We start from the raw sequence: 25,623 nt of genomic DNA, 5'->3' as shown, positions 1-25,623 counted from the left end.
GAAAAATAGCCCTAAAAATCACATCCCCGCGTAATTCGGCCCGCCGCCGCCTTCGGGCGTGACCCAGACGATGTTTTGGGTCGGGTCTTTGATGTCGCAGGTCTTGCAGTGCACGCAGTTTTGGGCGTTGATCTGCAAGCGGTCCTGGCCGGCATCGGTTTTTACAAACTCATAAACACCGGCGGGGCAGTAGCGGGCTTCGGGGCCGGCGTAGGTGTGCAGGTTGATGTTGACTGGCACGCTGGCATCTTTCAATGTCAAGTGCGCGGGCTGGTTCTCGGCGTGGTTGGTGTTGCTGATGAAGACGCTGCTGAGGCGGTCGAAGGTCAGCTTGCCATCGGGCTTGGGGTAAACAATCGGCTTGCACTGTGCGGCGGGCTTGAGGTAGGCGTGGTCTGGCTTGTCGCGGCGCAGCGTCCAGGGGATGTGGCCACGCAGGGCGAACTGCTCGATGCCGTTCATCAGCGTGGCGGTGACCAGGCCCTTTTTGAACCAGGCCTTGAAGTTGCGGGCCTTGTGCAACTCGGTGTGCAGCCAGCTCTTCTCGAAAGCCTCGGGGTAGGCGCTGAGCTCGTCGTGCTGGCGGCCATTGGTTACCGCGTCATACGCGGCCTCGGCGGCCAGCATGCCGGTCTTGATGGCGGCGTGGCTGCCTTTGATGCGGCTCACGTTCAAGAAGCCCGCGTCGCAGCCCACCAGCGCGCCGCCGGGGAACACGGTTTTGGGCAGGCTGGACAGGCCACCGGCGGTGATGGCGCGGGCTCCGTAGCCCAGGCGCTTGGCGGGCTTGATGCCGTGCTCGGCGTCGCCTTCCAGGTACCAGCGCACGTTGGGGTGGGTTTTCCAGCGCTGGAATTCCTCGAAGGGGCTGAGGTACGGGTTGGCGTAGTCCAGCCCGGTCACAAAGCCCAGCGTGACCTTGTTGCCTTCCATGTGGTACAGAAAAGCGCCGCCGTAGGTGCTGTTGTCCAGGGGCCAGCCACCGGTGTGCATCACAAAGCCGGGCTGGTGGCGCTTGGGGTCGATCTCCCACACCTCCTTGATGCCTAAGCCGTAGGTTTGCGGGTCTTTGCCGTCGTCTAGTTTGAACTTGGCGATGAGTTGCTTGCCCAGGTGGCCGCGCGCGCCTTCGGCAAACACGGTGTATTTGCCATGCAGCTCCATGCCGATCTGGAAATCGGCCGTGGGCTCGCCATCTTTACCGATACCCATATTGCCAGTGGCCACGCCTTTGACGGAGCCGTCGGCGTTGTACAGCACTTCGGCAGCCGCGAAGCCGGAGAAGATCTCCACGCCCAGGGCTTCGGCCTGCTCGGCCAGCCATTTGCTGAGTGCGCCTAGGCTGATGATGTAGTTGCCGTGGTTCTGGAAGCAAGCAGGAAGCAGGAAGTTAGGCGTGCGAAAAGCGGATTTCTCGCCCAGGAAAATCATCGCGTCGTCGGTGACCGGCTGGTTCAGCGGCGCACCCATGGCCTTCCAGTCGGGGAAGAGCTCGGTCAGGGCGATAGGGTCCATGATCGCGCCGCTGAGGATGTGGGCACCGGGCTCGGAGCCCTTTTCCAGCACCACCACCGACACGTCTGTGCCCTTGGCCGCCGCCAATTGCTTCAGGCGGATGGCGGTAGCCAAGCCACCAGGGCCGCCACCGACCACCACCACGTCGTATTCCATCGCTTCGCGGGGACCAAACTGGGCCAGTATTTCTTCGTTTGTCATGGGGTTCTTTTTAGGTGGTGGGTGCCGCCAATAGCAGTTACAGCGCTGTTACGGAAGGGACAAAATCGCCGCAATTTTATGCGGACTGGCTTAGACGCACTGTCACAATCGGGCCATTCCCGCATCATCTTGGAGACACTCTCAATGGCATACAGCATGGATCTTTCGGGCCGGGTGGCCCTGGTCACTGGCGCATCGGGCGGCTTGGGGGCCCAGTTTGCCCGCACGCTGGCAAAGGCCGGGGCGGCCGTGGTGTTGGCCAGCCGCCGCATCGACAAGCTCAAGGAACTGCGGGCCGAGATTATCGGCGAGGGCTTTGATGCCACCGTGGTGGAGCTGGACGTGAGCGATAACGACTCTATCCAGTCGGCGGTGGCGCACACCGAAACCGAGGTCGGCTCGATCGACATTCTGGTCAACAACTCGGGCGTGAGCACCACCCAGCGCCTGCAAGACGTGACCGAGGACGACTTCGACTTCATGTTCAACACCAATGTGCGCGGCGCGTTTTTCGTGGCCCAGGCAGTGGGCAAGCGCATGCTGGCGCGGGCCCAAGGCTCGGCCCCCGGCAGTTTTACGGGCGGGCGCATCATCAACATCGCCAGCATGGCCGGGCTCAAGGTGCTGCCGCAGATCGGCGTGTACTGCATGAGCAAGGCGGCGGTGATCCAGATGACCAAGGCCATGGCGGTGGAGTGGGGCAAGTACGGCATCAACGTCAACGCCATTTGCCCCGGCTACATCGACACCGAAATCAACCACCATCACTGGAGCACTGAACAGGGCCAGAAGCTGGTGCAGATGCTGCCGCGCAAACGCATCGGCAAGCCGGAAGACCTGGACGCGCTGCTGGTACTGCTGGCCAGCGGGCAAAGCCACTTTTTGAATGGCGCGGTGATTGCGGCAGACGATGGCTTTGGTGCTGCTTAAGCTTTGCTGAGGTAGCGCCGCACATCCAGCGCCGCCGCTGCTTTTTTGCCCACCGGCCAGGGCTCACCATGCAGTTGCGCCGCCAGCAGCTCGGCGCACAGGTGGGCAAAGCTCAGCCCGCGCGAACCCATGGCCGTGCTGGCCCACAGGCCCGGGGCGATCTGTCCCACCACGGGTAAGCGGTCCGGGGCCGCGCAGCGGATACCGGCCCAGGCTTGTACGGTACCGTCTTCAAATTGGCTTTGCAGTGCGCTGGCCGCGTCAGGCAGCAGTATCTGCAGGCGCTCCCAATTGGCCTGGTGGTCGGCTGCGGTGGTGTCTGCACAGGCGTTGTCGCGTTCGTAGCTGGCCCCCATCACCCAAATGCGGCCCCGCGCCGTGGGCAGGTCAGGGATGAAGCTGCCGTGGCCGTTGATGGGGTAGGGTGGCAAGACCTCGTTCCCGCGTGGCCCCATGGACACCTGACCACGAATGGCCTGCAGGGGTAACGCCGCTCCAGTGATCGCCTGGCTGGCCATGCCGGCAGCCACCACCACCAAGGGCGCTTGGGCCAGCACCTGGCCCTGCGCATCCAGCACCTGCCAGCTTGCGGGCGTGGCTTGCAGTTTGTTGACCTGGGCACCGCCTTGCCAGGTGATACGCGGGTGGGCCAGCCAGGCCTGCACCAGGCGGGCGGGCCGTATCCAGCCTGCGTGGGCGTGCCAAAGCGGCGCGCCATCGGCCTGCCATTCCTGCACGCCCGAGGGCTGCCAGTCCTGGTTCATTTGCAACAGCGCCTGCGCCTGCTGCAGCGTGGACCGCACGCCGCAGCGCGACAGGCGCGAGGCCAGGTTGTCGTCTTTGGACACCAGCGGGGCCAGCAGGCCGCCGGGCAGGCCGGAAGCCCCGGCGGCGGGGGCCAGAGCGGCATCCAGCACGGTCACCAGCCAGCCGCGCCGCGCCAAGCTGGCGGCTCCGGCGGCTCCGGCTAGTCCTGCGCCAATGACAATGCAGTGGCTGGGCGACATGGATGCGGTGGCCTCGGCCTTGCGGGGCTCCCAAGCGGGGTTGTAGTGGCCTTGCAGGTTGTCGCGCTTGGGCGGCACACCCGGGGTTTTTTGTACCTCAAAGCCGCACTGGGCCAGGCTGTCTCGCACAGTGCGGGCGATGGTCCAGGTGGCGACGCGGGTGCCGCGTCGGCAGCGCCGGGCCACGGCTTTCAGGGTGTGCAGATTCCAGATGTCGGGGTTGCGCTGCGGGCTGAAGCCGTCCAGGAAGACGCTATCGGCCTCAAAAGCCATTTCGCGCAGCATGGCCTGGGCATCGCCGATGCACAGGGTCAACACCACCTGGCCGCCCTCGAACACCAGGCGGTGAAAGCCAGGAGTCAGACCCCACCACTGGGCGTGCAGCTGGGTGGCCAGGGGCTGTAGTGCGGGGTCAGTAGGAAGGCTGCGCAGCAGGTCTTTGGCGCTGGCGGGCCAGGCTTCGATGGATGCAAAGTGCAGCAGGCGGGGCCGCTGCAGGTCGGCCCGCCAGGCGGCCCAGGTGACCAGAAAGTTCAGGCCCAGGCCAAAGCCAGTCTCTAGTATGCGCCACTGTGGCTTGTCGGCCCAGGCGGTGGGCAGGCCGCAGCCGTGGAGAAACACCTCGCGGGCCTGCGCCAGCCCGCCACCTTCGCTGTGGTAGCGGTCACCGAAGCGCGGGCTGAACGGCGTGCCGTCGGTTAGCCATTCAATGGCCTCGGACAAGATCAGGCTGCGGGCGGCACGTAGCCTTGGGCGGCATCGGCACCGTTGCCGAAGAAATGGTTTTCCATTTGGCGGGCCAGGTACTGGCGGGCACGCAGGTCGGCCAGATTCAGGCGGTTTTCATTCACCAGCATGGTCTGGTGCTTGAGCCAGGCGGCCCAAGCCTCCTTGCTGACGTTTTCCCACAGGCGCTTGCCCAGGTCGCCGGGGTAGGGTGGAAAGTCGAGGCCTTCGGCTTCTTTGTCGAGTTTGATGCAGTGGACCATGCGTGCCATGTGGGAGCCTTGTAGATTTTGAGAGAGAGGGGCGAGCCCGAGGGCCCGCGATGCAGGGGACGACTTTAGCAATCTTTTGAAGCCCGTTGGTGGGCAGGGCCGTGTCGCCTTTACAGAACTTCATTCCCTCTGGGTAGGCGAGATGGGCAGGCAGGCGTTGTACAGACACTACTTATCCGGAGTTCGCCATGCGTGCCCTTGTCTCTGCTTTTGTGGTGGTTGCGGCCTTGTCCGGCTGTGCCATCGTGCCCTACGGCCCCAATGTGTACGGTCCTGGCGTGGTGGTGCAACCCCAGGTGGTGCTGTCGGGTGGCTATTACTACGGCCATGGTGGCGGTTACGGGCGGGGCTGGGGCGGCCGGGGGCGTTAATTCGCTTCTATATTCGAAATCCAGCTAACCAAACAAATAATCAGTCGTTTGAGAATGAAGCGGCGGACCAGACAATAAAGGACAACTCTTTTATCGTCTGGTACCCGCATGCCCACTTCTCCGTTTCGCTCGAAATCACCTGTTCGGACCCTGTTTGCGGGCTTGTTGCTGGCAGCCAGCGGCATCGTATCCGCGCAGCAAACCACGCTGCTCAATGGCTCCTACGATGTGGCGCGCGAGTTCTACAAGGACTACAACGCGGCTTTCGTGGCCCACATCAAGAAGACCACCGGCAAAGACGTGAAGGTCGACCAGTCGCATGCCGGTTCAAGCGCCATTGCGCGCTCGGTAGCCGAGGGGCTGGATGCCGATGTGGTGACTATGAACACCTCCACCGACATCGACTTCCTGGCCGAAAAAGGCGTGGTCGCCAAAGACTGGAACAAGAAATTCCCCGGCAACGCCTCGCCCACCACCTCCACCATGCTGTTTCTGGTGCGCAACGGCAACCCCAAGGGCATCAAGGACTGGGATGACCTGGTCAAACCGGGCATCCAGGTGGTTGTGGTGAACCCCAAAACCGGTGGCAATGGCCGCTACGCCTACCTGGCCGCCTGGGGCTACGCCAAAAAGAAGGGCGGCACCGACGCGCAAGCTGCTGAATTCGTTGCCAAGCTGTACAAGAACGTGCCGGTACTGGCCCAGGGCGGGCGCGCCGCCACCACCACCTTTTTGCAGCGCAATATCGGCGACGTGCTGGTGACTTTTGAGTCCGAAGTGGTGTCGATCGACCGCGAATTCGGCGCGGGCAAGGTCGATGCCATCCACCCCAGCATCAGCGTGGTGGCCGAGAACCCGGTGGCCGTGGTGGAACGCACCGTGGCCAAGAAGGGCACGCAGGTCCTGGCCAAGGAATACCTGGACTACCTGTACTCCGACGAAGCCCAGGAAATCGCGGCCAAGCACGCGCTGCGCCCCCGCAATGAAGCCATCCTGAAGAAGTATTCGGCCGTGTTCAAGCCGATCCAGTTATTCACCGTGAATGAGCTGTTTGGCAGCCTGGGCGAAGCGCAGAAGGTGCACTTCAACGACGGCGGCCAGTTCGACAAGATCTACACCCCGGGTGCCAAATGACGGCAGCGGTTTTCAACCCCCTGGCCCGCGCCAAAACCGGCAAGGCCAAGCGGGTGCTGCCCGGCTTTGGCTTGACGCTGGGCTACACCCTGTTTTACCTGTGCGTGATTGTGCTGGTGCCGCTCTCGGCCCTGGTGTTCAACACTTTTAACCTGACCTGGGACCAGTTTGTAGCCGCCGTGACCGGCCCGCGCGTGATGGCTTCGTACCGCCTGACCTTTGGCGCATCGCTGTTTGCCGCGCTGGTGAATCTGGTGTTTGGCCTGCTGGTGGCCTGGGTGCTGGTGCGCTACAGCTTCCCTGGCAAAAAGATCGTCGATGCGCTGGTGGACCTGCCGTTTGCGCTGCCCACTGCCGTGGCCGGTATCTCGCTGACTGCGCTGCTGGCCGGTAACGGCTGGGTGGGACAGTACCTGGAGCCGCTCGGCATCAAGCTGGCCTTTACCCCGGCGGGCATCGTCATTGCGCTGATCTTCATCGGCCTGCCCTTTGTGGTGCGCACGGTGCAGCCGGTGCTGGAAGACGCGGAAAAAGAGCTGGAAGAAGCAGCTACCTCGCTGGGTGCGACCCGCCTGCAAATCTTCACCCGCGTAATCCTGCCGCACATTGCGCCTGCGCTGCTGACCGGCTTTGCCATGGCCTTTGCCCGAGCCATTGGCGAGTACGGATCGGTTATTTTCATCGCGGGCAATATGCCCATGGTGTCGGAAATCACACCGCTGATCATCGTCGGCAAGTTGGAGCAGTACGACTACGCCGGTGCCACCGCCGTAGCCTTGGTGATGCTGGTGATTTCATTCGTTTTATTGCTGCTGATCAACGCCTTGCAGGCCTGGCAGCGCCGCCACGCAGGAGCCCCGGCATGAGCGCCCCATCAGCCAATTTCACTAAACCCGTGCGCCGCGCCAAAGCGGGCACCACCGAAGCCGCCTGGGTGCGCACCACGTTGCTGACCATCGCCCTGGTGTTTCTGTTTCTGTTCCTGGTGCTGCCCCTGGCGGCGGTGTTTACCGAAGCCTTCCGCAAGGGTGCGGGCGCGTATTTTGAAGCGCTGCAAGAGCCCGATGCCTGGGACGCCATCAAGCTCACGCTGCTCGCCACGGCTATCGCCGTGCCGCTGAACCTGGTGTTTGGCCTGGCGGCGGCCTGGTCGATTGCGAAGTACGAGTTCTGGGGCAAGTCGTTTTTGACGACCCTGGTGGACCTGCCGTTTTCGGTATCGCCGGTGGTGGCCGGGCTGGTCTATGTGCTGATGTTTGGCGCGCACGGCTGGTTCGGGCCCTGGCTGCAGGCGCATGACATAAAGATCATCTTTGCCGTGCCGGGCATCGTGCTGGCCACCGTGTTTGTGACCTTTCCGTTCATCGCCCGCGAGCTGATTCCGCTGATGCAGGCCCAGGGCAACGACGAAGAGCAGGCGGCCATCGTGCTGGGTGCCACTGGCTGGCAGACCTTTTGGTATGTCACTCTGCCCAACATCAAATGGGGCCTGCTGTACGGCGTGATTCTGACCAACGCCCGCGCCATGGGCGAGTTTGGCGCGGTGTCGGTGGTGTCGGGCCACATCCGCGGCCAGACCAATACCTTGCCGCTGCACGTGGAAATTTTGTACAACGAATACCAGTCGGTGGCCGCATTTGCCGTGGCCTCGCTGCTGGCCATCCTGGCGCTCGTCACCCTGGTGATCAAGTCGGTGGCCGAGTGGCGCATCGAGCGCGAGCTGAAGGCGATTGCCGAAGCCCCGCCCGAGCAGCCCCGTGTGGATGTGCCCACGCCCCCATCGCCCCCCTTTAACGGCCAGCTGGCTGCGGCCCATTGAAAGACAAGCATGAGCATTGAAATCCGCAATATCCACAAGCAGTTTGGCAGCTTCACCGCCTTGGGTGATGTGAGCCTGGACATCGAATCTGGCGAACTGGTCGCCTTGCTCGGCCCCTCGGGCTGCGGCAAAACCACGCTGTTGCGCATCATCGCCGGGCTGGAAACGCCGGACGCGGGCAGCATCCACTTTTCGGGTGCAGACACCACCGACGTGCATGTGCGCGAGCGCCAGGTGGGTTTTGTTTTCCAGCATTACGCGCTGTTCCGCCACATGACGGTGTTCGAGAACGTGGCCTTTGGCCTGCGCGTCAAACCCCGCAACCAGCGCCCCAGCGACGCGGTGATCAAGGCCAAAGTGCACGAGCTGCTGGGCCTGGTGCAACTGGATTGGCTGGCGAATCGCTACCCGTCGCAACTTTCCGGCGGCCAGCGCCAGCGTATCGCCCTGGCCCGCGCCCTGGCGGTCGAACCCAAGGTGCTGCTGCTGGACGAGCCCTTTGGCGCGCTGGACGCCAAGGTGCGCAAAGAGCTGCGCCGCTGGCTGCGCCGACTGCACGACGAGTTGCATGTGACCAGCATCTTCGTGACCCACGACCAGGAAGAAGCTCTGGAGGTGGCGGACCGTGTGGTGGTAATGAACAAGGGCAAGGTCGAGCAGATCGGCTCACCGCAGCAGGTATGGGACCACCCGGCCAGCCCGTTTGTGTACGGCTTTCTGGGCGACGTGAACCTGTTCCATGGCCGCGCCCACGAGGGCGAGGTGCAGCTGGAGGGCATCAAGATCCAGGCCCCCGAGCACGACCGCGCGCAGGATGCCAAGGCCTTTGCCTACGTGCGTCCGCACGACATCGAGGTGCAACGCTACGCCAAGGGCGAAGGCCTGGACGATGCCGGCAAGCCGCGCGGCATGGTGGTGACGTTGAGCCGCGCGCTGGTGATCGGCCCCATCGCCCGTTTGGAACTAACGCCGGTGGATGCGAACCAAGCGGGTGACAATACCCAAGACAACTTGGTCGAAGCGCAGCTGCCTGCGCAGACATTCCGGGACCTGGGTGTGAACGAGGGCGATACGCTGGTGGTAACACCGCGCCGCGCCAAGGTGTTTATTGAAGAGGCCGCTGGCGTGTAGTGCGATCTGTAGTGCGATTGCATCCATAGCGGCCATTTTTTGAAAGCTATAGATGTTGTTGAACTGGATAGATACGGCCCCGCGCCGCGTGTGGTTGCTGGTGTGCCTGATTTGTGTCGGCCTGCTGGCTTTTGGTTTGTACCTGCAGCACGTGGTGGGGCTGGAGCCCTGCCCGATGTGCATCGTGCAGCGCTATGCTCTTGTTTTAGTAGCTATATGCGCAGGCGTTGTATGCGCTAGTGGCCGAAAAGGCTTGCAAAATGCTGGCGTGGTCTTGCTGCTGCTGGTAGCCGGGTTTGGTGCCTTTGTGGCCGCCCGCCAAAGCTTTTTGCAGTGGTACCCGCCCGAAGTGGCCACTTGTGGCCGCGATCTGTACGGCATGATCGAAACCTTTCCCTTGAAGCGCGCCATCCCCATGATCTTCAAGGGCGGCGGTGACTGCACGGTGGTGGACTGGACCTTTCTGGGCGGCTCCATCGCCAACTGGTCGTTTGTCTGCTTTGCGCTGATCACGGCATTGGCTCTGGTGTTTCTGGCCCGCACATCCCACCGACGTTAAAGTTGTTTATAATTGAGTGATTACTCAATTAATAACAAAACCCCATGGCCCGACCCCGCAGCGTTGACAAGCATGCCGCCATTCTGGATGCCGCCGTCCAGGTGATCGCGCAGCGCGGACTGGCGGCCACGCCCACCTCGGCCATTTCCAAGGCGGCAGGGGTGGCCGAGGGCACGCTGTTCACCTATTTCAAAACGAAGGACGCGCTGGTCAATGCGCTGTACCTGGAGATCAAGCGCGAAATGGCCGATGCCATGATGGACAGCTTCCCGCACCATGCCGCCATCCGCCAGCAATTGCAGTACATGTGGGACTGTTTTGTGCGCTGGGGTGTGGCGAACCCGGATAAAAAGTTAGTCATGGACCAGCTGAAAACGGCGGCGGCCATCACCCTAGAAACCCGGCAGGTGGCGGCGGCACCCTTTGCAGGCATTGAGCAACTGTTCCGTGCCAGTGTGGTCAGCGGGGTGCTGCGCGACTACCCGGTGGCCTTCATTTGGGTTTGCATGGCCAGCCTGGCCGAAGCCACCATGGACTTCATGGCCCGAGAGCCCGAGGCCGCGGACGGCTACCGGCATATTGGTTTTGAAATGCTGTGGAACGGCATAGCACAGACAAAATGACGCGGAAATTTTTTTGGATTTTAGTTGCGTGATTACTCACGCATAAAGGAGCATGGATGCATTGGAATGTTCAAAATATCCCACCCCAAACCGGCAAGCGGGTAGTGGTGACCGGGTTGGGGGGACTGGGGTTCGAGGTCGCGCTGGCCTTGGCGGGCGCCGGGGCCGAAGTCATCCTGGCCGGGCGCAATCCGCAAAAGGGTGTGGAGGCGGTGCGGCATCTGGTGCGCATGCTGCCGCAGGCGCGGGTGCGGTTTGAACTGCTGGACCTGGCCAACCTGGCATCTGTTTACAGCTTTGCAGACCGGTTGCTGGCCGAGGCGCAGCCCATCGCCATTTTGGTCAATAACGCCGGTGTGATGATGCCGCCGCAGCGCCAGACCACGGCCGACGGCTTTGAGCTGCAGTTTGGCATCAACTACCTGGGCCACTTTGCGCTGACGGCCCGCCTGCTGCCGCTGCTTTGCCAGGGCCGGGCGCGGGTGGTCAACCTGAGCAGCATTGCGCACCGTGGGGCGGCCATCCAGTTTGACGACTTGCAGTGGGAGCGCCGCTACAAGCCCTGGGCGGCGTATGGGCAGTCCAAGCTGGCGATGCTCATGTTTGCCTTTGAGTTACAGCGCCGCAGCCAGCAAGAAGGCTGGGCCCTGAGCAGCTACGCGGCCCATCCAGGCTTTGCCCGTACCGAGCTGATTGCCAACGGGCCCAAACTGGGCCCGCTGCTGGCACAGATCAACCGGTGGCTGCAGCCGTTTGTGAGCCATTCGGCGGCGCAGGGTGCACTGCCGATCTTGTTTGCAGCGGTAGACCCGCAGGCGCAGGCGGGGGCCTACTATGGCCCCGACGGGTGGTTTGAGCTCAAAGGCCCACCGCGCCTAGCCAAAGTGGCTGCGCCCGCGCGGGATGCCGGTGTGGCAGCCCGTTTGTGGGCGGCATCAGAGCCATTGACCGGGGCGCACTGGCTGCCCCAGATTGCAGGGGTCGCACGGTGAAGATTTTGATTTTTGGCAGCTCGGGCATGGTGGGGCAGGGCGTGTTGCGCGAATGCCTGGCCGACCCCGCCGTCACACAGGTACAAACCGTGGGACGCACACCGCTGGGCCAGCAGTACGCCAAGCTGCGCGAGCTGGTGGTGCCCGATATGGAGGACTACAGCGCGGTCACTGCCGAGCTGACCGGCTTTGGTGCCTGCTTTTTCTGCCTGGGGGCCACATCGTCCGGGTTGACCGAGGCGCAGTACAGCCACATCAGCTATGACCTGACGCTGGCTGCCGCCGATGTGCTGTCGCGTTGCAATCCGCAGATGGTGTTTGTCTACGTATCGGGTGCGGGCACCGACAGCACCGAGCGAGGCCGCAGCATGTGGGCGCGGATCAAAGGCCGCACCGAAAACGCCCTGCTGCGCCTGCCGTTCAAGTCGGTTTACCTGTTCCGCCCCGGCATCATTCAGCCATTAGACGGCATCCAGTCCAAAACCGGTTCCTACCGCATCTTGTACAGCCTGCTCAAGCCGCTGCTGCCCGTGCTGCGCGCGCTGCTACCCAACCAGGTGCTCACCACCCGCCAGATCGGCCAGGCCATGCTGCGTTGCGCCCATACCGGCGCGCCGAAGGCCGTGCTGGAGACTGCGGATATCCGTGCCCTGGTTTTTAGATGAAAACAGGCTCTAGCGCATATATCGTATGCGCTAGTAGCTACTAAATATATAGCATAACGCCTGCCCTGGCTTCAGACTGGCCAGATAGGCTGCAAGCCCATGGTGGTGTGCAGCGTAGCTCCAGGTGCCAGCAACTGGCCGCCCACATCACCCTGGCCCTGCTGGGCCAGGTTCATCCAGTCGGTGCAGTTGGTCACGGGCTCAATGCAGAAGATATCGCCTCCTTTGGGGCAGTACAGCACGAAGTAGTCGAACGGGGCCTGTGCCGTCATCACCAGCGCGGTGCCGGTGTCGGGCCAATCCACGCGGGCTTGCTGGTTCCAGCCGATGAAGTTGTTGTCCAGGTCCAGCGTGTCCAACACAATGCCGCTGCGCATGGCGGCCAAGAAATCGGGCGTTTGCAGCGTGGTCGGCATGACTTCGGCATCGCCCCCCCACATGGCTTTTACCGCGGTGGTCAGGCGCGTACCGGCGCGGTGCGGCACATAGGGGTGGTGGCCTACACCCACCGGCATGTCCACGGTGTCGGTGTTGGTGACGGACAGCACTACCGTCAGGCCGGTCTGTGCATCCAGCGTAAACCGCTGCTCCGCGCGAAAAGCATAGGGCCACACACCGGCCGGGCTGTCCAGCGCCAGGGTGGCGTGGTCGCTGCCCTGGCGGACCACCTGCCAGGGTTTTTGCCAGGCGGTGCCGTGGATGGCGTGTATTGAGTCCGGGTAGTTGGCGGGCAGATCCAGCGGGCGCGGGCCAAAGCTGCTGCGGCCATCGCGGATGCGGTTGGCGTAGGGCACCAGCGGGTAGCTGGCCATGGTCCAGGGTGTGGCCGGGTTGGGGGCCGTGTTGGGGCGCAGCCAGTGCTGTTGCTCGCTGCCACGCTGGCTGTAAAAGCTGGCGATGGCACCGCCCACGGCCGGGGCCAGGGTGGCGATGAGTTCACCAGCACGTAATTCAAGGTTCGGTGTCATAAAGTTTCGGTCAAGGTTTGGGGGGCACAGACGTAACGGGCCCGGCCCTGGTGCTTAGCCTGGTAGAGGGCGGCATCGGCCTGGGCTACTAGGTCCTGGGGCAGGGTATTCTGACCTGGGAGGGTGCTGGCCACGCCAATGCTGAGGCTAACGCAGTCGGACACCAGCGATGCCACATGTGGCAGGCTAGCATCGCGCATGCGGTCCAGGCAGCGCTGGGCTACAACGCTTGCACCTTGGGCATTCGTGTCCAGCAAAAGAATTGCAAACTCTTCGCCACCGTAGCGCATCAGCAGCTCGCCGGGGCGGCATACGCAGCCGGTCAAAATCCGCGCCACTTCGCGCAGGCAGGCATCGCCGCCCTGGTGGCCATAGCGGTCGTTGTAGAGCTTGAAGTGGTCGATGTCTATCATCAGCAGGGCCAAGGACTGCTTTTGGCGTGCGCTGCGGGCCCATTCGGACTGCAGGCATTGGTCAAAGTAGCGCCGGTTGCCCACGCCGGTGAGGCCATCGGTGATGCTGAGCTGTGCCAGCTGCGTATTGGCCTGCTGCAACTCGGCCTGGAATTGCATGCGCTCGGTGATGTCCAGGTGGGTACCCAGGATGCGCGTGGCCCGGCCGGCAGCGTCGCGTTCGGTCACCATGGCGTGGCTGAGTACCCAGATCCAATGGCCATCTTTGTGCTGCATGCGGTGTTCCAGCTTGTAGCCTGTAGCCGAACCTTTGGCATGGGCTGAAAAGGCCGCATGCACGGCCGGCGCGTCATCGGGGTGAATAAAGCTTTGCCAGAAGGCCGATTTCAGCGGCGTAGCCTCAGGGGCGTAGCCCAGCATCTGCCATTGGCGCTCGTTGATGGTCAGCGCGTCGTTCGGAATATCCCAGTCCCACAGGCCCAGATCCGCCCCCTTGAGGCCAAACTCGAAACGGCGCAAAGTTTCCTCCAATGCCTGCTGCGCGCTGTCATGGACCCGTTTAAGCGCCCGGCGGCGGTTGTGTACATAGCCCATGGCAATACAGGCCCCGCCACAGAGCAGGCTAAAAACACCGGCCGAGGCCAGCGCATCGGTACGCCAGGGCGCATCGATTGCCGCCAGATTGCGGCTGACCGTGATGGTCAGCGGTTTGTTCATGCGCAGTTCGGGGGGCAGGATGTTGCGTATGGCCACCATGCGTTCATCCTTCTAGCGTTGCGACGTGCCAATCAAGTTGCTGCTGGCCTGGCCCGAATCCACATGCTGGCGAAACAAGGAGCCTGCAACGTTCAGATTCTCTTCGCGCGGGATGTTCGGAATCTTGTCGGGCGGGGCGAAGAGAAATTCCTTGCCATCGCCATGGGCGAGGCTGACGGCCATGTCGGGAGCGTAAATTACCGAGCGCATCACGATATCGAAATAGTCGGGGTCGAGTGCCGCCAGGACCACCCCGGCAAACTGCCCCTGTTCATCAGAAAACGCCTTGCTCAAGGCCACCACATAGGTATTCAGAATGGATAAAAAGGGAGGTGACACATACAGCATGGCGTAATCTGGCTGTGCACGGGGAACCGCAAAGTAGGCCCGCGCATGGAAGTCTTTAGCCAGCAGTTCTTTGCGGTTGGCCCATACTGACAGGCCGTCTTTGTTGAGCACCACCATGTTGCGTACGCCTGGCATAGCGTCGGTCAGTACCTGCAGGCGGCGCTGCACATTGGTTGCACTCGCATCGCCATCGCCATAAAACATGTCGTAGCGCACACCGGTCAGGGCGCTATTGGCCCCCTGTAACTGGCGGACCAGGTTTTCTTCGATCACACGGGCCTGGTTTTGCAGCTGGTTGCGCTCGCGCTCCCGGTTGGCGCTATGGGCCCGGTCCAGCCAGTAGATCACGCCAGTACCCAGCAGGGCCAGTAGCAATAACAACACTAGCCACTCCCGAACTTGACGGCGGTCCATGCGGGCAGGGGGGATGGTAGGGGGGGAAATGGACTTCACTGCGTGCGGTACACGGCCAGTACTGGTGACCTTGCTTGATTGTAACGAGAGAGGTTTGCGGATAAACCCGCACTGGTGGATATGGTGGTGCGCAATTCTTGTGAGCTTGCAGGTCAGGATTTGGTGTTAATCTTCCCAGTTCACAAGTGCTTACAAAAAACACTAATCGGGACAATGCAAATATGGCGATGGACCTCGTCGACGACCTGCTCAGCCGACTCGATCAGCTCAATGCCATTGGAGCAGCGCTGTCCAAAGAGCGCAATACCCAGAGCCTGCTAGAAGGCATTTTGATTGCCGCCAAAAACATCACCCAGGCCGATGGCGGCACCCTCTACCGCATGACCGAAGACGGCAGCGCACTGCGCTTTGAGATCATGCGCACCAACTCGCTGGACCTGTTTCTGGGCGGCAGCACCGGCCGCCCCATCGACTTCGCGCCACTGCAATTGATCAACGCCGAGGGCGGTTTCAACGACACCATGGTGGCCACGTTTGCTGCCATCCACGACCGCACTGTCAACATTGCCGATGCCTATGGTGAAGCCGGTTTCGACTTCTCGGGTACCAAGGCGTTTGATGCCCAAACCGGCTACCGCTCACAGTCATTTTTAACCGTACCGATGAAAAACTTCGACGGCGAAGTGATTGGCGTGCTGCAGCTCATCAACGCGCTGGAGCCGGGCCTGGGCCGGGTTGTCACATTCTCTGAAGCCGACCAGCGCCTGGTCGAATCACTGGCCTCGCAGGCCGCCATTGCGCTGAGCAACCGGCAACTGGTGACCCAGCTGGAGACGCTGTTCGAGTCGTTTGTGCAACTGATCAACACCGCGATCGACGACAAGTCACCCTACGCCCGTGACCGCTTCCACCGTGTGCCGGCGCTGACCATGATGCTGGCCTCGGCCGTGGATGCCACCACCGACGGCCCTTATGCCAGCTTTCAAACCACCGAGCGCGACCGTTACGAGCTCAAGATTGCCGGCATGCTGCACGGTTGCGGCAAGATCGCCACGCCTGTGCACGTAGCCGACAAAGCCACCAAGCTGCAAACCCTGTTTGATCGCATCGAGCTCATCAGCACCCGTTTTGAAGTGCTCAAGCGCGATGCCGAAATCGCCACGCTGCGTCAGCAACTCGCCTTGCGGGCCTGCACCGACCCCGCCGCCGAGGCCGCCGCCGAGCAACGCGGTGAAGATGCGCTGCTCGGCATCGAAGCCGACCGGGCATTTCTGCGCGAGGTGAACCAGGCCCAGTCGCGCATGACCGATGCCCAGCTCGGCAAAGTCCGTGACATCGGCACGCGCCGCCATTGGCGCAATGCAGACGCTGTGCAAGTGCCATTTTTAAGCAGCGACGAGCTGGAAAACCTGTGCATTCCGCGCGGTACGCTGACCGAGCAGGAGCGAGGCATCGTCAACCAACACGTGGTCGCCACGCAGGCCATGCTGGCGCAAGTTCCCTGGCCCAAGCACCTGAAAAATGTGCCTGAATACGCCAGCACGGGCCGTGAGCGGGTTGACGGCAGTGGCATTCCCCAAGGCCCGACCCGGCACCAAATGCCATTGCAGGCCCGCATGCTGGCCCTGGCCGATATTTTCGAAGCGCTGACCAGTGCCAACCGCCCGTACCGGCCACGCATGAAGCTGTCCAAGGCGCTGGAGATCATGGTGCGTTTCAGTAAAAACGGCCACATCGATCCCGACCTGTTCGACGTATTCATGCGCCAGGGCATCTACCGCAAGTTTGCCGAGCAGTACCTGAGCCCTGAACAGATTGATCTTCCCGCTTAGCTTGGGCTCACCCCCAGGCTGCAGTGCTTCGCATCTTTCGCCAACCCCCTAGCAGGGGGCGATGCCAGTGGCCTGGCAAAGCCAGTTCTGCGGTATCTCTGGAAAAGACAGTTGGTGTTCGCTCTAGTTCAGTTTTTTCACCAACACCTGGCTTTTGCGGTCCCAGTTGTATTTGCGCTTGCGGGCTTCGGGCAGCCACTCGGGATCCACCTGCTCGAAGCCGCGCTTGATAAACCAGTGCATGGTGCGCGTGGTGAGCACAAAAATGCTGTCCAGCCCGGCAGCGCGGGCACGTTGCTCGATGCGTTTGAGCACCTTTTCACCGTCGCCCTGGCCCTGCACCTGGGGCGACACGGTCAGTGCCGCCATCTCGCCGGTGTGGGCTTCGGGGTAGGGGTAGAGCGCCGCGCAGGCGAAGATCACGCCGTCGTGCTCCACCACGGTGTACAGGTCGGCATCGCGTTCGATCTCGGTGCGGCTGCGCTTGACCAGGGTGCCGTCTTTCTCAAACGGTTCGATCAGTTGCAAGATGCCGCCCACATCGTCGACCAGTGCCTCGCGCAGGCTCTCTAATTTTTCGTCTACGACCATGGTGCCGATGCCGTCGTGCACATACACCTCCAGCAAAATCGCGCCGTCTACCGCAAACGGGATGATGTGGCTGCGTTCCACGCCGGATTTGCAGGCTTTTACGCAGTGCTGCAGGTAAAAGGCGGTGTCGGTCGGACGGTTGGCGGCGGGCAGGTCGGCCAATAGCTTTTCGGCCACAGCCAGCGGCAGCTCGGTGTCAATGGGGTTGTCTTCGCTCTCGGGCTGGTCCGGCCGCATGCGGATGCCGGGCACCTCGGTCAAAAAGATCAGCTTGTCGGCCTGCAGCGCGCTGGCCACCGAGGTCGCCACTTCTTCCATCGTCAAGTTGAAGGCCTCGCCAGTGGGCGAAAAGCCAAACGGCGACAGCAGCAGCATGGCCCCCATGTCGAGCACCCGGGTGATGCCGCCGGTGTCCACCTTGCGGACCAGGCCCGAATGCTGAAAGTCGATGCCGTCCACAATGCCCACGGGCCGGGCGGTGATGAAGTTGCCCGAAATCACCCGGATGGTGGCCCCGGCCATCGGCGTATTCGGCAGCCCTTGGCTGAACGCGGCCTCGATCTCGTAGCGCAACTGGCCGGCCGCCTCCTGGGCGCAGTCGAGCGCCACACCGTCGGTAATGCGGATGCCGTTAGCGTATTTGGGCGGGTGGCCCTTGGCCTTGAGCTGTTCAGTCACCTGCGGCCTGAAGCCATGCACCAGCACAATTTTCACGCCCATGCTCTGAATCATCGCCAGGTCTTGTGCCAGGTGCGCCAGCTTGCCCGCCGCAATCGCCTCGCCCGCAATTCCCACCACAAAAGTCTGGTTGCGGAACTTGTGGATGTACGGTGCCACCGAGCGGAACCAGGGCACAAAGGTGAAGTTGAAAACGGAAGTCATCATGGGCGCGCAGCCGCACAGGACGGCAAGGAGTATGGGGGAAAAGTGTAGCAGCCGTTAGCGCGTGCCCATCGGTGCGATGGGGGCGGCTGCTTTTATATGCTTTTCATGCCTCTAGCGCAGATGAAATATACGCCTGCAGCTATTTATATAATAGCAATTGTCAGGGTGTCTTTGGCGGGGTCGGGACCTGGTTGACAAAAGTTACCACGGTGGGCAGCACCGGTGCCAACCAGTCCAGGGGCCGGGCCAAGGCTGCCACGGTGGTCACATGGCCCAGGCCGTCAAAAATGCGCACCTCCACAGACGTGCCCGCGGCCCGCAGCGTGCGGGCCAGGCCTTCGGTGTTGCGCTGGGTGTTGACGATGCTGTCGGTGCGCCCAGCAAGCAGCAGGGTGGGTAGGGCTTTGGCCGACGCGTGGTGGATGGGTTGTGAATCGGCGGGCGTGTGTGGCCAGCCGAAGGCGACCTGGACCTCGGGGTCTCCAATCGGTAAAAAATCATACGGCCCCGCCAGTCCGATCCAGCCCGCCAAGCGCTGGGGCGCCAGCCCAAGAGGCGACAGCCAGCGCGGGTCGAGTGCGAGCATGGCGGCGTTATAGGCGCCGGCGGAGTGCCCCATCAGCAGCACCCGTGCCGGGTTGCCGCCCAGCGCGGCTGCATGGGAAAGCGTCCATTGCAGCGCCCGGGCGCAATCATCCAGCAGTCCGGCGTAGTGGACCTGCGGGCTGAGCCGGTAGTCTGCTACCAGCGCCAGAATGCCATTGGCCGCCAAGGCCTCGCCCACAAAGCGGTAATCCGCACGCTCGCCCCGGGTCCAGTTGCCGCCGTAAAAAAACAGCACTACCGGAAAGCCGCCATGTATTGGCGTTCCTACGGGCTGGTAAATGTCCAGCATATGCCGGGGATCGGGCCCGTAAGGAATGCCGGTTTGGCCATGGTAGGTGTCGTGGGCAATCAAATGGTCCAGCGCTTTGGTGGCCGAACAGCCGGACAAAAGCGCCAGCACGGCGCTGCCTGCGCCCAGCAAGCCAAGACGGCGGGTGAGGGCAATGCTGCCGCCAGTGTGGATGGGTGTATGGATAGACATAGGCTGGGTACGTAATGAAGCCGGGTTTGGATGCGGCCATAGTGCCCTGGCGGTGGCGATAATCGAAATTTATTTCCCGCCCATTTCCCCGGTTTATTCAGATTTTGTAAAGACCCCCATGGACCAAGAGAAACCTGAAGCGATAGAAGAATACGTGCCCGGCGTGGCAAATGGCCGCCACTACATGGCCAAGCTGTGCCACTTTGCCGAAGGCCCATGGTTCATCGAGGTCGTACACGTGGAGGGCTTGCCGCCCTTGACTGATAACAACATAAGCTGGCCGACGCGCGCTGAAGCCGTGCGGGCTGCCGATGCGTTGGTGGCAGCCCTGGCGCACTGAGCAGCCAGGCCCCGTCAATTTCTGGGTAAAAAGCTGCTGTCGATGTTGCGGGATTTGAAGTGCGGAAGGCTGCGTTTGGTAAGACTGACCAGTTGGTCCCAGCCCGATGTGGGTGAAGTGTCCGGTCCATCCAGCCGCTCCAGTTCGTCCCATCCCTCCTGTGTCAGCCCGCGCACGATGGCAAAAAGCGGTGGTTTGGAGGTCTGTCCGCCCTTCAAAAACGGACCAACTTCGGCGTCCAACCACCCGGCACGCTTGAGGTCGATCACGCGGTCAATTTCCAGTGAATTGGACACATACACGTGGCCGCGTTGCAAAGACAGTTTTTTCAAAAAAGTAACGGACATAGATTTCTCCAGAGACAAGCACCTATTTCACCCAATTTGAACCAATGCGGCTGTAGGACAACTTCGCACGGCCAAGTACGCAGGTGCCGCTTTTAAGCGCCCTGGCGCGTCAGGTTGCATAAACTTTAGATTGCTACTAAAATAATAGCTATATGCCTAGAATCTGTATGCGCTAGAAAGCTAAAACATTATAAATTGATGGGTTGGGCAACCGGCACACTTTTCACGCTAGCCGCGTTTGGCCGCCTCTGTCAGTGCACGTAAAATCAGTCGGCTTCGAATCCACCACAGACGGAGGCACTTTTCTTTTGGCTGATTCCAAAAGGTTTTGTGGCTCTGGTCCGAGCGCTGGTTTTCAACCCTGTCAAAAGCGCCTACTATCTCCCTATGCCCCGTTACAACGCCCCCTTTGAAATCCATGTGCACGGCCAAGTGCCTTTGCGCACCGATGTCACGTTCCACCAAGTCCAGGACGCGCTCAAGCCGCTGTGGAAGTATGCCGGGGCCAAGTCCCTGGCCGATGCCGCAGGCAGCGCCTACGAAGAAGAGCCGGGCATCCAGTTCGATGCGCCCGAGCACATGCTGCAAATGTGCTGGACGGTGCCGGGCGACGAAGATTTCAAGCAGGCGCTGGACGAGATGTGCATGAGCCTGAACGAGCTGGCCGAACGCGGTGCGTCTATTGAGATCACCTTCTACGACACCGACTTTGACGAAGAAGACGAAGAAGCCACCGACGATTCGCGCGACGACTTCATGATGCTGTTCGTCGGCCCCACGCCTGCGGCCATCATGCAGGTGCAGCGCGATTTGCTGGTGCAGGATGTCATCAACATGATGGAGCGCCACTTCGACGCGTCCGAACTCAACGGCATCGTGCGCGAGATCGACCAGCTATTCACGCAGCGCTTTGATGCCCTGGTGAACTCGCTGGAGCTGGGTAAGCCGCCCCGTGGCCCTGGCGGTTCTGGTGGAGCCGGTGGCCACGGCGGCGGCGGTCGCCGTCCGCGCCACCTGCACTGATCCTAGCTAGGGTGCAAAAGTCGCCCTGTATTTTTCAGAGATAGCTGGCCCCGGCTTTGCCGGGCCACTGGTATCGCCCCCTGCAAGGGGTTAGCGGAAAGTGCGCAGCACGGTAGCCTGGGGGTAAGCCATAGCTACCAGCGCCCGGCAATATTCTTCAGTAACTGGTTGGTAGCCGCCAAACGGCGGTTTTGCACGTCCAGCAGGCTGCGTTCGCTGGACAGCGCCGTGGCCTGCGCCACCACCACGTTCAGGTAGCTCACCGTACCGCTCTGGTACTGGTTTTTCACAATCTCCAAAGACCGCCTGGCGGCGGCCAGGGCTTCGGTTTGCAGCGCGGCTTCCTGCTGCAGGCTGCCTACGATCACCAGGTTGTCTTCCACCTCTTGCAGCGCCGTCAGCACGGTTTGGCGGTAGCTGGCGGTGGCGGCATCGGTGCTGGCCCGGGCGGAATCCACATTCGACTGCCGCAGGCCACCATCGAACGCCGCCAACGCCAGCGCGGGCCCCACCGACCAAAGCAGATTCGGCGCACTGACCAGGTTCGCCAAGTTACTTCCCTTGTACCCGGCGCTGGCCGACAGTGTCAGCGCCGGGAAGAACGCGGCTTTGGCCACGCCGATCTGCGCGTAGGCCGCGGCCACACGGCGTTCTGCCGCTGCGATGTCGGGGCGGCGCTCCAACAGCTTGGCCGGTAGTTGGTCGGGCACGTCCGGCGTGGCAGGCAGAACCGCGGTGCGCGCCAGGCTGAATTCGGACGGTGCCAGGCCCAGCAGCACGGCCAGCGCGTGTTCCAGTTGGGCGCGGGAGCTATCGGATTCGATCCGTTGGGCCGAAGTGGTTTTTAGCTGGGTTTGCGCCTGCGCCACGTCGTCGGCCGAGGCGACTCCGCCCTGGTAACGGTTCTGCGTCAGTTCCAAAGAGCGCTGGTAGGCCTGCACGCTGCGCTCCAGCAGGGCCGACTGGGCTTCGGCGGCGCGCAGCGAGAAATAGGTTTGCGCCACCGTGGCTTGCAGCGACAGGCGGGCCGCGGCCCAATCATCCTGGCTGGCCTGCACACGGGCCTGGTCGCCGGTCACCGCACTCGAGAGCCGCCCCCACAGGTCCAGTTCCCAGCTGGCGCTGCCAGTCAGGGCCACGCTGTTGGCGACTCCCGCAGTGGGTGAAGCGCTGCGGGTGGCTGCCAGGCCCGCGCCTAGGGTGGGCGACAAGGCCGCACGGCTGCTGCCCAACGCGGCCTGTGCGACGCGGATTTGCGCGGCGCTGGCCAGCAGGTTCTGGTTCTGGCCCATTTGGGTTTGCAAGCCGTTGAGCACAGGGTCGTTGAACAGCTGCCACCAGTCGTCCGGCACGGCAGCGGCCTGTGGATTGGCGGTGTGCCACAGGCCGGTTTCTTTGAAGGCGCTGGCCGTGGCGGGCGCGCTGGGAGCCTGGTAGGGTGGCGTGGTGCTGCAGGCGCTAAGCAACAGCGCCCAGCCCAGCCAGGGGGTTAATTTAGGCAGCATCGCTGGCCCTCCGCAGTGAATGAAAGGCGGGCCAGCGCAGGCTGTGCCCCCATGCGCGCAAACGGTCCATGCTGACATAGACCACGGGCGTGGTGTAGAGCGTGAGCAGCTGGCTCAGCACCAGGCCACCCACCACGGCAATGCCCAGCGGCTGGCGCAGCTCGGCCCCGTCGCCGTGGCCCACGGCCAACGGCACGGCACCCAGCATGGCGGCAACAGTGGTCATCAGAATCGGTCGCAGGCGCAGGTGGGCGGCGCGGTAGATGGCTTGCGCTGCGGTGACTTGGCCTGCGTTGCGTTGTCCCGCATTGCGTTGCCGGGTGATGGCAAAGTCGATCATCATGATGGCGTTCTTTTTGACGATGCCGATCAGCAGAATCACTCCGATCAGCGCGATGATGGAAAACTCGGTGTTGAAGGCCTCCAGCGCCAGCAGGGCCCCCACACCCGCCGAGGGCAGGGTGGACAGGATGGTGATGGGGTGGATCAGGCTCTCGTACAGAATGCCCAGCACCAGGTAGATAGTGACGATGGCCGCCAGAATCAGCAGCGGCTGGCTGTTCAACGAACTTTTCAGCGCCTGCGCCGTGCCCGCAAAGCTGCCGCGCACCGACACCGGCACGCCCAATTCGGCCACCGCGTTATTCACTGCTTCGGTAGCCTGCGACAGCGACACGCCCAGCGGCAGGTTGAAGCTGACCGTGCTGGCCGGCGTGCCGCCTTGGTGGTTGACCGACAGCGGCGTATTGGTCAGCTCCACCTTGGCAAAGGCCGCCAGCGGTACTTGCGCGCCGGTGCTGGAGGTGAACAGCAGCTTGCGCAACGACTCGGCATTTTGCAAAAACTCCGGCGCCAGCTCCATCACCACCCGGTACTGGTTCAGCGGGTTGTAGATGACCCCCACCTGGCGCTGGCCGAAGGCGTTGTTCAGCGTGGTGTCTACGGTGCTGACGCTCAGGTCCAGGCGGGCCATGGCATCGCGGTCCATCACCACCGAGGTCTGCAGGCCGTTGTCTTGCTGGTCGCTGTTCACATCCACCAGCTCGGGCAGTTGCGACAGGGCACGGCGGATGCGCGGCTCCCAGGCGCGCAGGTCGGCCAGGTCGTCGGCCTGCAAGGTGTACTGGTACTGGGCGTTGGCCTGGCGGCCGCCGATGTTGATGTCTTGCACCGGCACCAGGAACAGATTGGCACCCGGCTCGTGCGCCAGCTTGGTACGCAGCCGGGCCACTACCTGGTCGGCGGATACGTCGCGCTGGGCCAGGGGTTTGAGCGTCATGAACATATTGGCCGTGTTGCGTTGGCCGCCGCCGGTGAAGCCGGTCACACTCTCTACGGCCGGGTCGGTGCGCACCACGTCCATAAAGCGCACCAGCCGCTGCTGCATGAACTGGAAGGATGTGCTCTGGTCGGCGCGGATATTGCCGTTGACCCGCCCCGTGTCCTGCTGCGGGAAAAAGCCTTTGGGAATAGCACCATACAAATGCACGTTCAAGGCCACTACGCACAGCAGCGCCACCAGGGCGATGGGCTGGTGGCGCAGCGTCCAGGCCAGCGAGCGCCGGTAGCCGCGCAGCAGGCGCTTTTGCAGCCGACCCGCCCATACCGCCAGGCGACTGGGTTCCTTTTGGACGGGGGCTTGCCGTAGCAGCGCCGCGCACATCATCGGGGTGGTGGTCAGTGACACCACCATCGACACCAGAATCGAGGCCGACAGAATCACCGCAAATTCACGGAACAGCCGCCCCACGATGCCGCCCATCAGCAGAATCGGGATGAACACTGCAATCAGCGATAGGCTGATGGACACCACGGTAAAGCCGATCTCCCGCGTGCCCGCCAGCGCTGCCTGCACGGCCGATTTACCGCGCTCCATGTGGCGTGTCACGTTCTCCAGCACCACGATGGCATCGTCCACCACAAAGCCGGTGGCCACCGTCAGCGCCATCAGCGACAGGTTGTCCAGCGTATAGCCCAGCAGGTACATCACGCCAAACGTGCCCGCCAGCGACACCGGCACGGCCACGCTGGGGATCAGTGCCGCACGGGCATTGCGCAGGAACAAAAACACCACCATCACCACCAGCCCGATGGAGATGGCCAGCGCCCGCTCCACCTCGCGCAGCGAGGCGCGGATGGTGGGCGTGCGGTCCATCACCACCTGCAGCTGGATGGCGGCCGGAATGGAGGCCTGCAGGTGCGGCAGCAGGGCGCGCACCTTGTCTACCGCGTCGATGATGTTGGCACCGGGCTGTTTGAACAGAATCAGCAGAATCGCCGGTTTACCGTCGCTGACGCCATAGTTGCGCACGTCCACCACGCTGTCGAGCACCTGGCCCACGTCCTGCATGCGTACTGCGCTACCATTTTTGTAGCGAATGATCTGCGGCGCAAATTCGGCTGCGGTGCGTGCCTGGTCGTTGGCACCGATCTGCCAGTTGCGCGTGCCGTCTTCCACCGCGCCCTTGGGCCGGTTGGCATTGGTGCTGGTGATGGTCTGGCGCACGGTGTCCAGCGCAATGCCGTTGGCCGCCAGTTTGTTGGGGTCCAGCTCCACCCGCACTGCAGGCAGCGCACCGCCGCCGATGTTGACCTGGCCAATGCCGTCGATCTGCGCCAGCCGCTGGGCCAGCACGGTAGAGGCCGCGTCGTACATCTGGCCGCGCGTTAGCGTGTCGGAGGTGAGCGACAGCAGCATGATGGGCGAATCGGCCGGGTTCACCTTGCGGTAACTGGGGTTGCTAGGCATGCCGCTGGGCAGCAGGGTGCGGGCCGCGTTGATGGCTGCCTGCACATCCCGCGCCGCACCGTTGATGTCGCGGTTCAGGTCAAACTGCAGGGTGACCCGGCTGCTGCCCAGCGACGAGTTGGAGGTCATCTCCGTCACCCCCGCAATGGCCCCCAGTGCCCGCTCCAAAGGTGTTGCCACCGTGGCCGCCATGGTCTCGGGGCTGGCACCGGGCAGCGATGCAGATACCGAGATGGTAGGGAAATCCACCTGCGGCAGCGGGGCCACGGGCAGCAGCAGAAAGGCGATGACCCCGGCGATGGCGATGCCCAGGGTGAGCAGGGTGGTGGCGATGGGGCGGTGGATGAAGGGGGCGGAGAAATTCATGGGAAAACAATAGGGGTCAGATCCCTATTTCCGCAGTGGCGCGCCTCGGTGCAG

24 protein-coding genes are annotated in these 25,623 nt (G+C 62.6%); 13 read left to right on the top strand and 11 right to left on the bottom strand.

Annotation, left to right across the window (positions count from 1 at the left end; all coding sequences use genetic code 11):
• Positions 1-18 precede the first annotated feature (18 nt).
• On the bottom strand, positions 19-1,716 hold the full coding sequence (locus AC097L_RS14865; protein ID WP_479587269.1) for an electron transfer flavoprotein-ubiquinone oxidoreductase: 1,698 nt from the start codon (positions 1,714-1,716) through the stop codon (positions 19-21).
• A gap of 144 nt (positions 1,717-1,860) precedes the next feature.
• Between AC097L_RS14865 and AC097L_RS14860 the strand changes: the two genes are divergently transcribed.
• Entirely contained in the window at positions 1,861-2,646 is a 786-nt protein-coding gene (locus AC097L_RS14860) for an SDR family oxidoreductase (RefSeq protein ID WP_479587266.1), read from the top strand.
• On the opposite strand, the gene mnmC2 is transcribed toward AC097L_RS14860, so the two are convergent.
• Entirely contained in the window at positions 2,643-4,376 is a 1,734-nt protein-coding gene (gene mnmC2, locus AC097L_RS14855) for a tRNA (5-methylaminomethyl-2-thiouridine)(34)-methyltransferase MnmC2 (protein ID WP_479587262.1), read from the bottom strand. The two genes, AC097L_RS14860 and mnmC2, sit on opposite strands and share 4 nt — an antisense overlap.
• A gap of 2 nt (positions 4,377-4,378) precedes the next feature.
• Entirely contained in the window at positions 4,379-4,651 is a 273-nt protein-coding gene (locus AC097L_RS14850; protein WP_479587258.1) for an oxidative damage protection protein, read from the bottom strand.
• A gap of 188 nt (positions 4,652-4,839) precedes the next feature.
• On the opposite strand from AC097L_RS14850, the gene AC097L_RS14845 reads away from it, so the two are divergent.
• The 9 genes from AC097L_RS14845 (at position 4,840) to AC097L_RS14805 (ending at position 11,945) form a co-directional block, all read left to right on the top strand.
• Positions 4,840-5,022: a hypothetical protein gene (locus tag AC097L_RS14845; RefSeq protein ID WP_479587254.1), complete on the top strand. Its 183-nt coding sequence runs from the start codon at positions 4,840-4,842 to the stop codon at positions 5,020-5,022.
• 108 nt (positions 5,023-5,130) lie between these two features.
• Entirely contained in the window at positions 5,131-6,156 is a 1,026-nt protein-coding gene (locus AC097L_RS14840) for a sulfate ABC transporter substrate-binding protein (RefSeq protein ID WP_479587251.1), read from the top strand.
• Positions 6,153-7,022, top strand: coding sequence for a sulfate ABC transporter permease subunit CysT (cysT, locus tag AC097L_RS14835; RefSeq protein WP_479587249.1), 870 nt, complete (start codon positions 6,153-6,155; stop codon positions 7,020-7,022). Before AC097L_RS14840 ends, cysT begins: the two co-directional genes overlap by 4 nt.
• Entirely contained in the window at positions 7,019-7,975 is a 957-nt protein-coding gene (gene cysW / locus AC097L_RS14830; RefSeq protein ID WP_479587247.1) for a sulfate ABC transporter permease subunit CysW, read from the top strand. The genes cysT and cysW overlap by 4 nt, the downstream gene beginning before the upstream one ends.
• Positions 7,976-7,984: 9 nt before the next feature.
• On the top strand, positions 7,985-9,106 hold the full coding sequence (locus AC097L_RS14825) for a sulfate/molybdate ABC transporter ATP-binding protein (protein WP_479587243.1): 1,122 nt from the start codon (positions 7,985-7,987) through the stop codon (positions 9,104-9,106).
• A gap of 52 nt (positions 9,107-9,158) precedes the next feature.
• A complete protein-coding gene (locus AC097L_RS14820) occupies positions 9,159-9,665 on the top strand; it encodes a disulfide bond formation protein B (RefSeq protein ID WP_479587241.1) in 507 nt (168 codons plus the stop codon).
• A gap of 44 nt (positions 9,666-9,709) precedes the next feature.
• Positions 9,710-10,288, top strand: a complete 579-nt coding sequence (locus AC097L_RS14815) for a TetR/AcrR family transcriptional regulator (RefSeq protein ID WP_479587239.1) — start codon at positions 9,710-9,712, stop codon at positions 10,286-10,288.
• Between the two features lie 56 nt (positions 10,289-10,344).
• Positions 10,345-11,280, top strand: coding sequence for an SDR family oxidoreductase (locus AC097L_RS14810; RefSeq protein WP_479587237.1), 936 nt, complete (start codon positions 10,345-10,347; stop codon positions 11,278-11,280).
• Positions 11,277-11,945: a Rossmann-fold NAD(P)-binding domain-containing protein gene (locus AC097L_RS14805; RefSeq protein WP_479587235.1), complete on the top strand. Its 669-nt coding sequence runs from the start codon at positions 11,277-11,279 to the stop codon at positions 11,943-11,945. The genes AC097L_RS14810 and AC097L_RS14805 overlap by 4 nt, the downstream gene beginning before the upstream one ends.
• A 71-nt stretch (positions 11,946-12,016) precedes the next feature.
• Here AC097L_RS14805 and AC097L_RS14800 read toward each other — a convergent pair whose 3' ends face one another.
• The 3 genes from AC097L_RS14800 to AC097L_RS14790 are packed head-to-tail and all read right to left on the bottom strand — an operon-like array spanning position 12,017 to position 14,814.
• Positions 12,017-12,913 (bottom strand): aldose 1-epimerase, encoded by an 897-nt coding sequence (locus AC097L_RS14800; RefSeq protein ID WP_479587233.1) that lies wholly within the window; start codon positions 12,911-12,913, stop codon positions 12,017-12,019.
• Positions 12,910-14,082, bottom strand: a complete 1,173-nt coding sequence (locus tag AC097L_RS14795) for a GGDEF domain-containing protein (protein WP_479587231.1) — start codon at positions 14,080-14,082, stop codon at positions 12,910-12,912. The genes AC097L_RS14800 and AC097L_RS14795 overlap by 4 nt, the downstream gene beginning before the upstream one ends.
• Before the next feature lie 12 nt (positions 14,083-14,094).
• Complete coding sequence (locus AC097L_RS14790) at positions 14,095-14,814, bottom strand: PDC sensor domain-containing protein (RefSeq protein WP_479587229.1); 720 nt, start codon at positions 14,812-14,814, stop codon at positions 14,095-14,097.
• Between the two features lie 251 nt (positions 14,815-15,065).
• Between AC097L_RS14790 and AC097L_RS14785 the strand changes: the two genes are divergently transcribed.
• The gene (locus AC097L_RS14785; RefSeq protein WP_479587226.1) at positions 15,066-16,676 is read left to right on the top strand and encodes an HD-GYP domain-containing protein; all 1,611 of its coding nucleotides are present in this window, start codon (positions 15,066-15,068) and stop codon (positions 16,674-16,676) included.
• A 123-nt stretch (positions 16,677-16,799) separates the two neighbouring features.
• On the opposite strand, the gene argA is transcribed toward AC097L_RS14785, so the two are convergent.
• Together argA and AC097L_RS14775 are read right to left on the bottom strand one after the other, a co-directional pair.
• On the bottom strand, positions 16,800-18,149 hold the full coding sequence (argA, locus tag AC097L_RS14780; protein WP_479587340.1) for an amino-acid N-acetyltransferase: 1,350 nt from the start codon (positions 18,147-18,149) through the stop codon (positions 16,800-16,802).
• 163 nt (positions 18,150-18,312) lie between these two features.
• The gene (locus AC097L_RS14775; protein WP_479587224.1) at positions 18,313-19,239 is read right to left on the bottom strand and encodes an alpha/beta hydrolase; all 927 of its coding nucleotides are present in this window, start codon (positions 19,237-19,239) and stop codon (positions 18,313-18,315) included.
• Positions 19,240-19,357: 118 nt separating this feature from the next.
• Here AC097L_RS14775 and AC097L_RS14770 point away from each other — a divergent pair, with 118 nt between their 5' ends.
• The gene (locus AC097L_RS14770; protein ID WP_479587222.1) at positions 19,358-19,579 is read left to right on the top strand and encodes a hypothetical protein; all 222 of its coding nucleotides are present in this window, start codon (positions 19,358-19,360) and stop codon (positions 19,577-19,579) included.
• A gap of 14 nt (positions 19,580-19,593) precedes the next feature.
• Here the strand turns inward: AC097L_RS14770 and AC097L_RS14765 are convergent, their stop codons facing one another.
• The gene (locus AC097L_RS14765; RefSeq protein WP_479587220.1) at positions 19,594-19,926 is read right to left on the bottom strand and encodes a hypothetical protein; all 333 of its coding nucleotides are present in this window, start codon (positions 19,924-19,926) and stop codon (positions 19,594-19,596) included.
• Between the two features lie 387 nt (positions 19,927-20,313).
• On the opposite strand from AC097L_RS14765, the gene AC097L_RS14760 reads away from it, so the two are divergent.
• Positions 20,314-20,949, top strand: a complete 636-nt coding sequence (locus AC097L_RS14760) for a DUF6806 family protein (RefSeq protein ID WP_479587217.1) — start codon at positions 20,314-20,316, stop codon at positions 20,947-20,949.
• 134 nt (positions 20,950-21,083) lie between these two features.
• On the opposite strand, the gene AC097L_RS14755 is transcribed toward AC097L_RS14760, so the two are convergent.
• Together AC097L_RS14755 and AC097L_RS14750 are read right to left on the bottom strand one after the other, a co-directional pair.
• Positions 21,084-22,454, bottom strand: a complete 1,371-nt coding sequence (locus tag AC097L_RS14755) for an efflux transporter outer membrane subunit (RefSeq protein ID WP_479587215.1) — start codon at positions 22,452-22,454, stop codon at positions 21,084-21,086.
• Positions 22,444-25,569: a multidrug efflux RND transporter permease subunit gene (locus AC097L_RS14750; RefSeq protein WP_479587213.1), complete on the bottom strand. Its 3,126-nt coding sequence runs from the start codon at positions 25,567-25,569 to the stop codon at positions 22,444-22,446. Before AC097L_RS14750 ends, AC097L_RS14755 begins: the two co-directional genes overlap by 11 nt.
• Positions 25,570-25,623 lie beyond the last annotated feature (54 nt).

This window comes from Rhodoferax sp. RT5P35 (assembly GCF_056521385.1).
The sequence above is the reverse complement of the archived record's forward strand: the minus strand, read 5'-3'. Positions and strand labels throughout refer to the sequence as shown.

Excerpts from the sequence above, each read along its gene's own strand:
- AC097L_RS14865 (WP_479587269.1), bottom strand. The coding sequence starts at position 1,716 with ATGACAAACGAAGAAATACTGGCCCAGTTTGGTCCCCGCGAAGCGATG.
- AC097L_RS14860 (WP_479587266.1), top strand. The coding sequence starts at position 1,861 with ATGGCATACAGCATGGATCTTTCGGGCCGGGTGGCCCTGGTCACTGGC.
- AC097L_RS14850 (WP_479587258.1), bottom strand. The coding sequence starts at position 4,651 with ATGGCACGCATGGTCCACTGCATCAAACTCGACAAAGAAGCCGAAGGC.
- AC097L_RS14845 (WP_479587254.1), top strand. The coding sequence starts at position 4,840 with ATGCGTGCCCTTGTCTCTGCTTTTGTGGTGGTTGCGGCCTTGTCCGGC.
- AC097L_RS14840 (WP_479587251.1), top strand. The coding sequence starts at position 5,131 with ATGCCCACTTCTCCGTTTCGCTCGAAATCACCTGTTCGGACCCTGTTT.
- cysT (WP_479587249.1), top strand. The coding sequence starts at position 6,153 with ATGACGGCAGCGGTTTTCAACCCCCTGGCCCGCGCCAAAACCGGCAAG.
- cysW (WP_479587247.1), top strand. The coding sequence starts at position 7,019 with ATGAGCGCCCCATCAGCCAATTTCACTAAACCCGTGCGCCGCGCCAAA.
- AC097L_RS14825 (WP_479587243.1), top strand. The coding sequence starts at position 7,985 with ATGAGCATTGAAATCCGCAATATCCACAAGCAGTTTGGCAGCTTCACC.
- AC097L_RS14820 (WP_479587241.1), top strand. The coding sequence starts at position 9,159 with ATGTTGTTGAACTGGATAGATACGGCCCCGCGCCGCGTGTGGTTGCTG.
- AC097L_RS14815 (WP_479587239.1), top strand. The coding sequence starts at position 9,710 with ATGGCCCGACCCCGCAGCGTTGACAAGCATGCCGCCATTCTGGATGCC.
- AC097L_RS14810 (WP_479587237.1), top strand. The coding sequence starts at position 10,345 with ATGCATTGGAATGTTCAAAATATCCCACCCCAAACCGGCAAGCGGGTA.
- AC097L_RS14800 (WP_479587233.1), bottom strand. The coding sequence starts at position 12,913 with ATGACACCGAACCTTGAATTACGTGCTGGTGAACTCATCGCCACCCTG.
- AC097L_RS14795 (WP_479587231.1), bottom strand. The coding sequence starts at position 14,082 with ATGGTGGCCATACGCAACATCCTGCCCCCCGAACTGCGCATGAACAAA.
- AC097L_RS14785 (WP_479587226.1), top strand. The coding sequence starts at position 15,066 with ATGGCGATGGACCTCGTCGACGACCTGCTCAGCCGACTCGATCAGCTC.
- argA (WP_479587340.1), bottom strand. The coding sequence starts at position 18,149 with ATGACTTCCGTTTTCAACTTCACCTTTGTGCCCTGGTTCCGCTCGGTG.
- AC097L_RS14775 (WP_479587224.1), bottom strand. The coding sequence starts at position 19,239 with ATGTCTATCCATACACCCATCCACACTGGCGGCAGCATTGCCCTCACC.
- AC097L_RS14770 (WP_479587222.1), top strand. The coding sequence starts at position 19,358 with ATGGACCAAGAGAAACCTGAAGCGATAGAAGAATACGTGCCCGGCGTG.
- AC097L_RS14765 (WP_479587220.1), bottom strand. The coding sequence starts at position 19,926 with ATGTCCGTTACTTTTTTGAAAAAACTGTCTTTGCAACGCGGCCACGTG.
- AC097L_RS14760 (WP_479587217.1), top strand. The coding sequence starts at position 20,314 with ATGCCCCGTTACAACGCCCCCTTTGAAATCCATGTGCACGGCCAAGTG.
- AC097L_RS14755 (WP_479587215.1), bottom strand. The coding sequence starts at position 22,454 with ATGCTGCCTAAATTAACCCCCTGGCTGGGCTGGGCGCTGTTGCTTAGC.
- AC097L_RS14750 (WP_479587213.1), bottom strand. The coding sequence starts at position 25,569 with ATGAATTTCTCCGCCCCCTTCATCCACCGCCCCATCGCCACCACCCTG.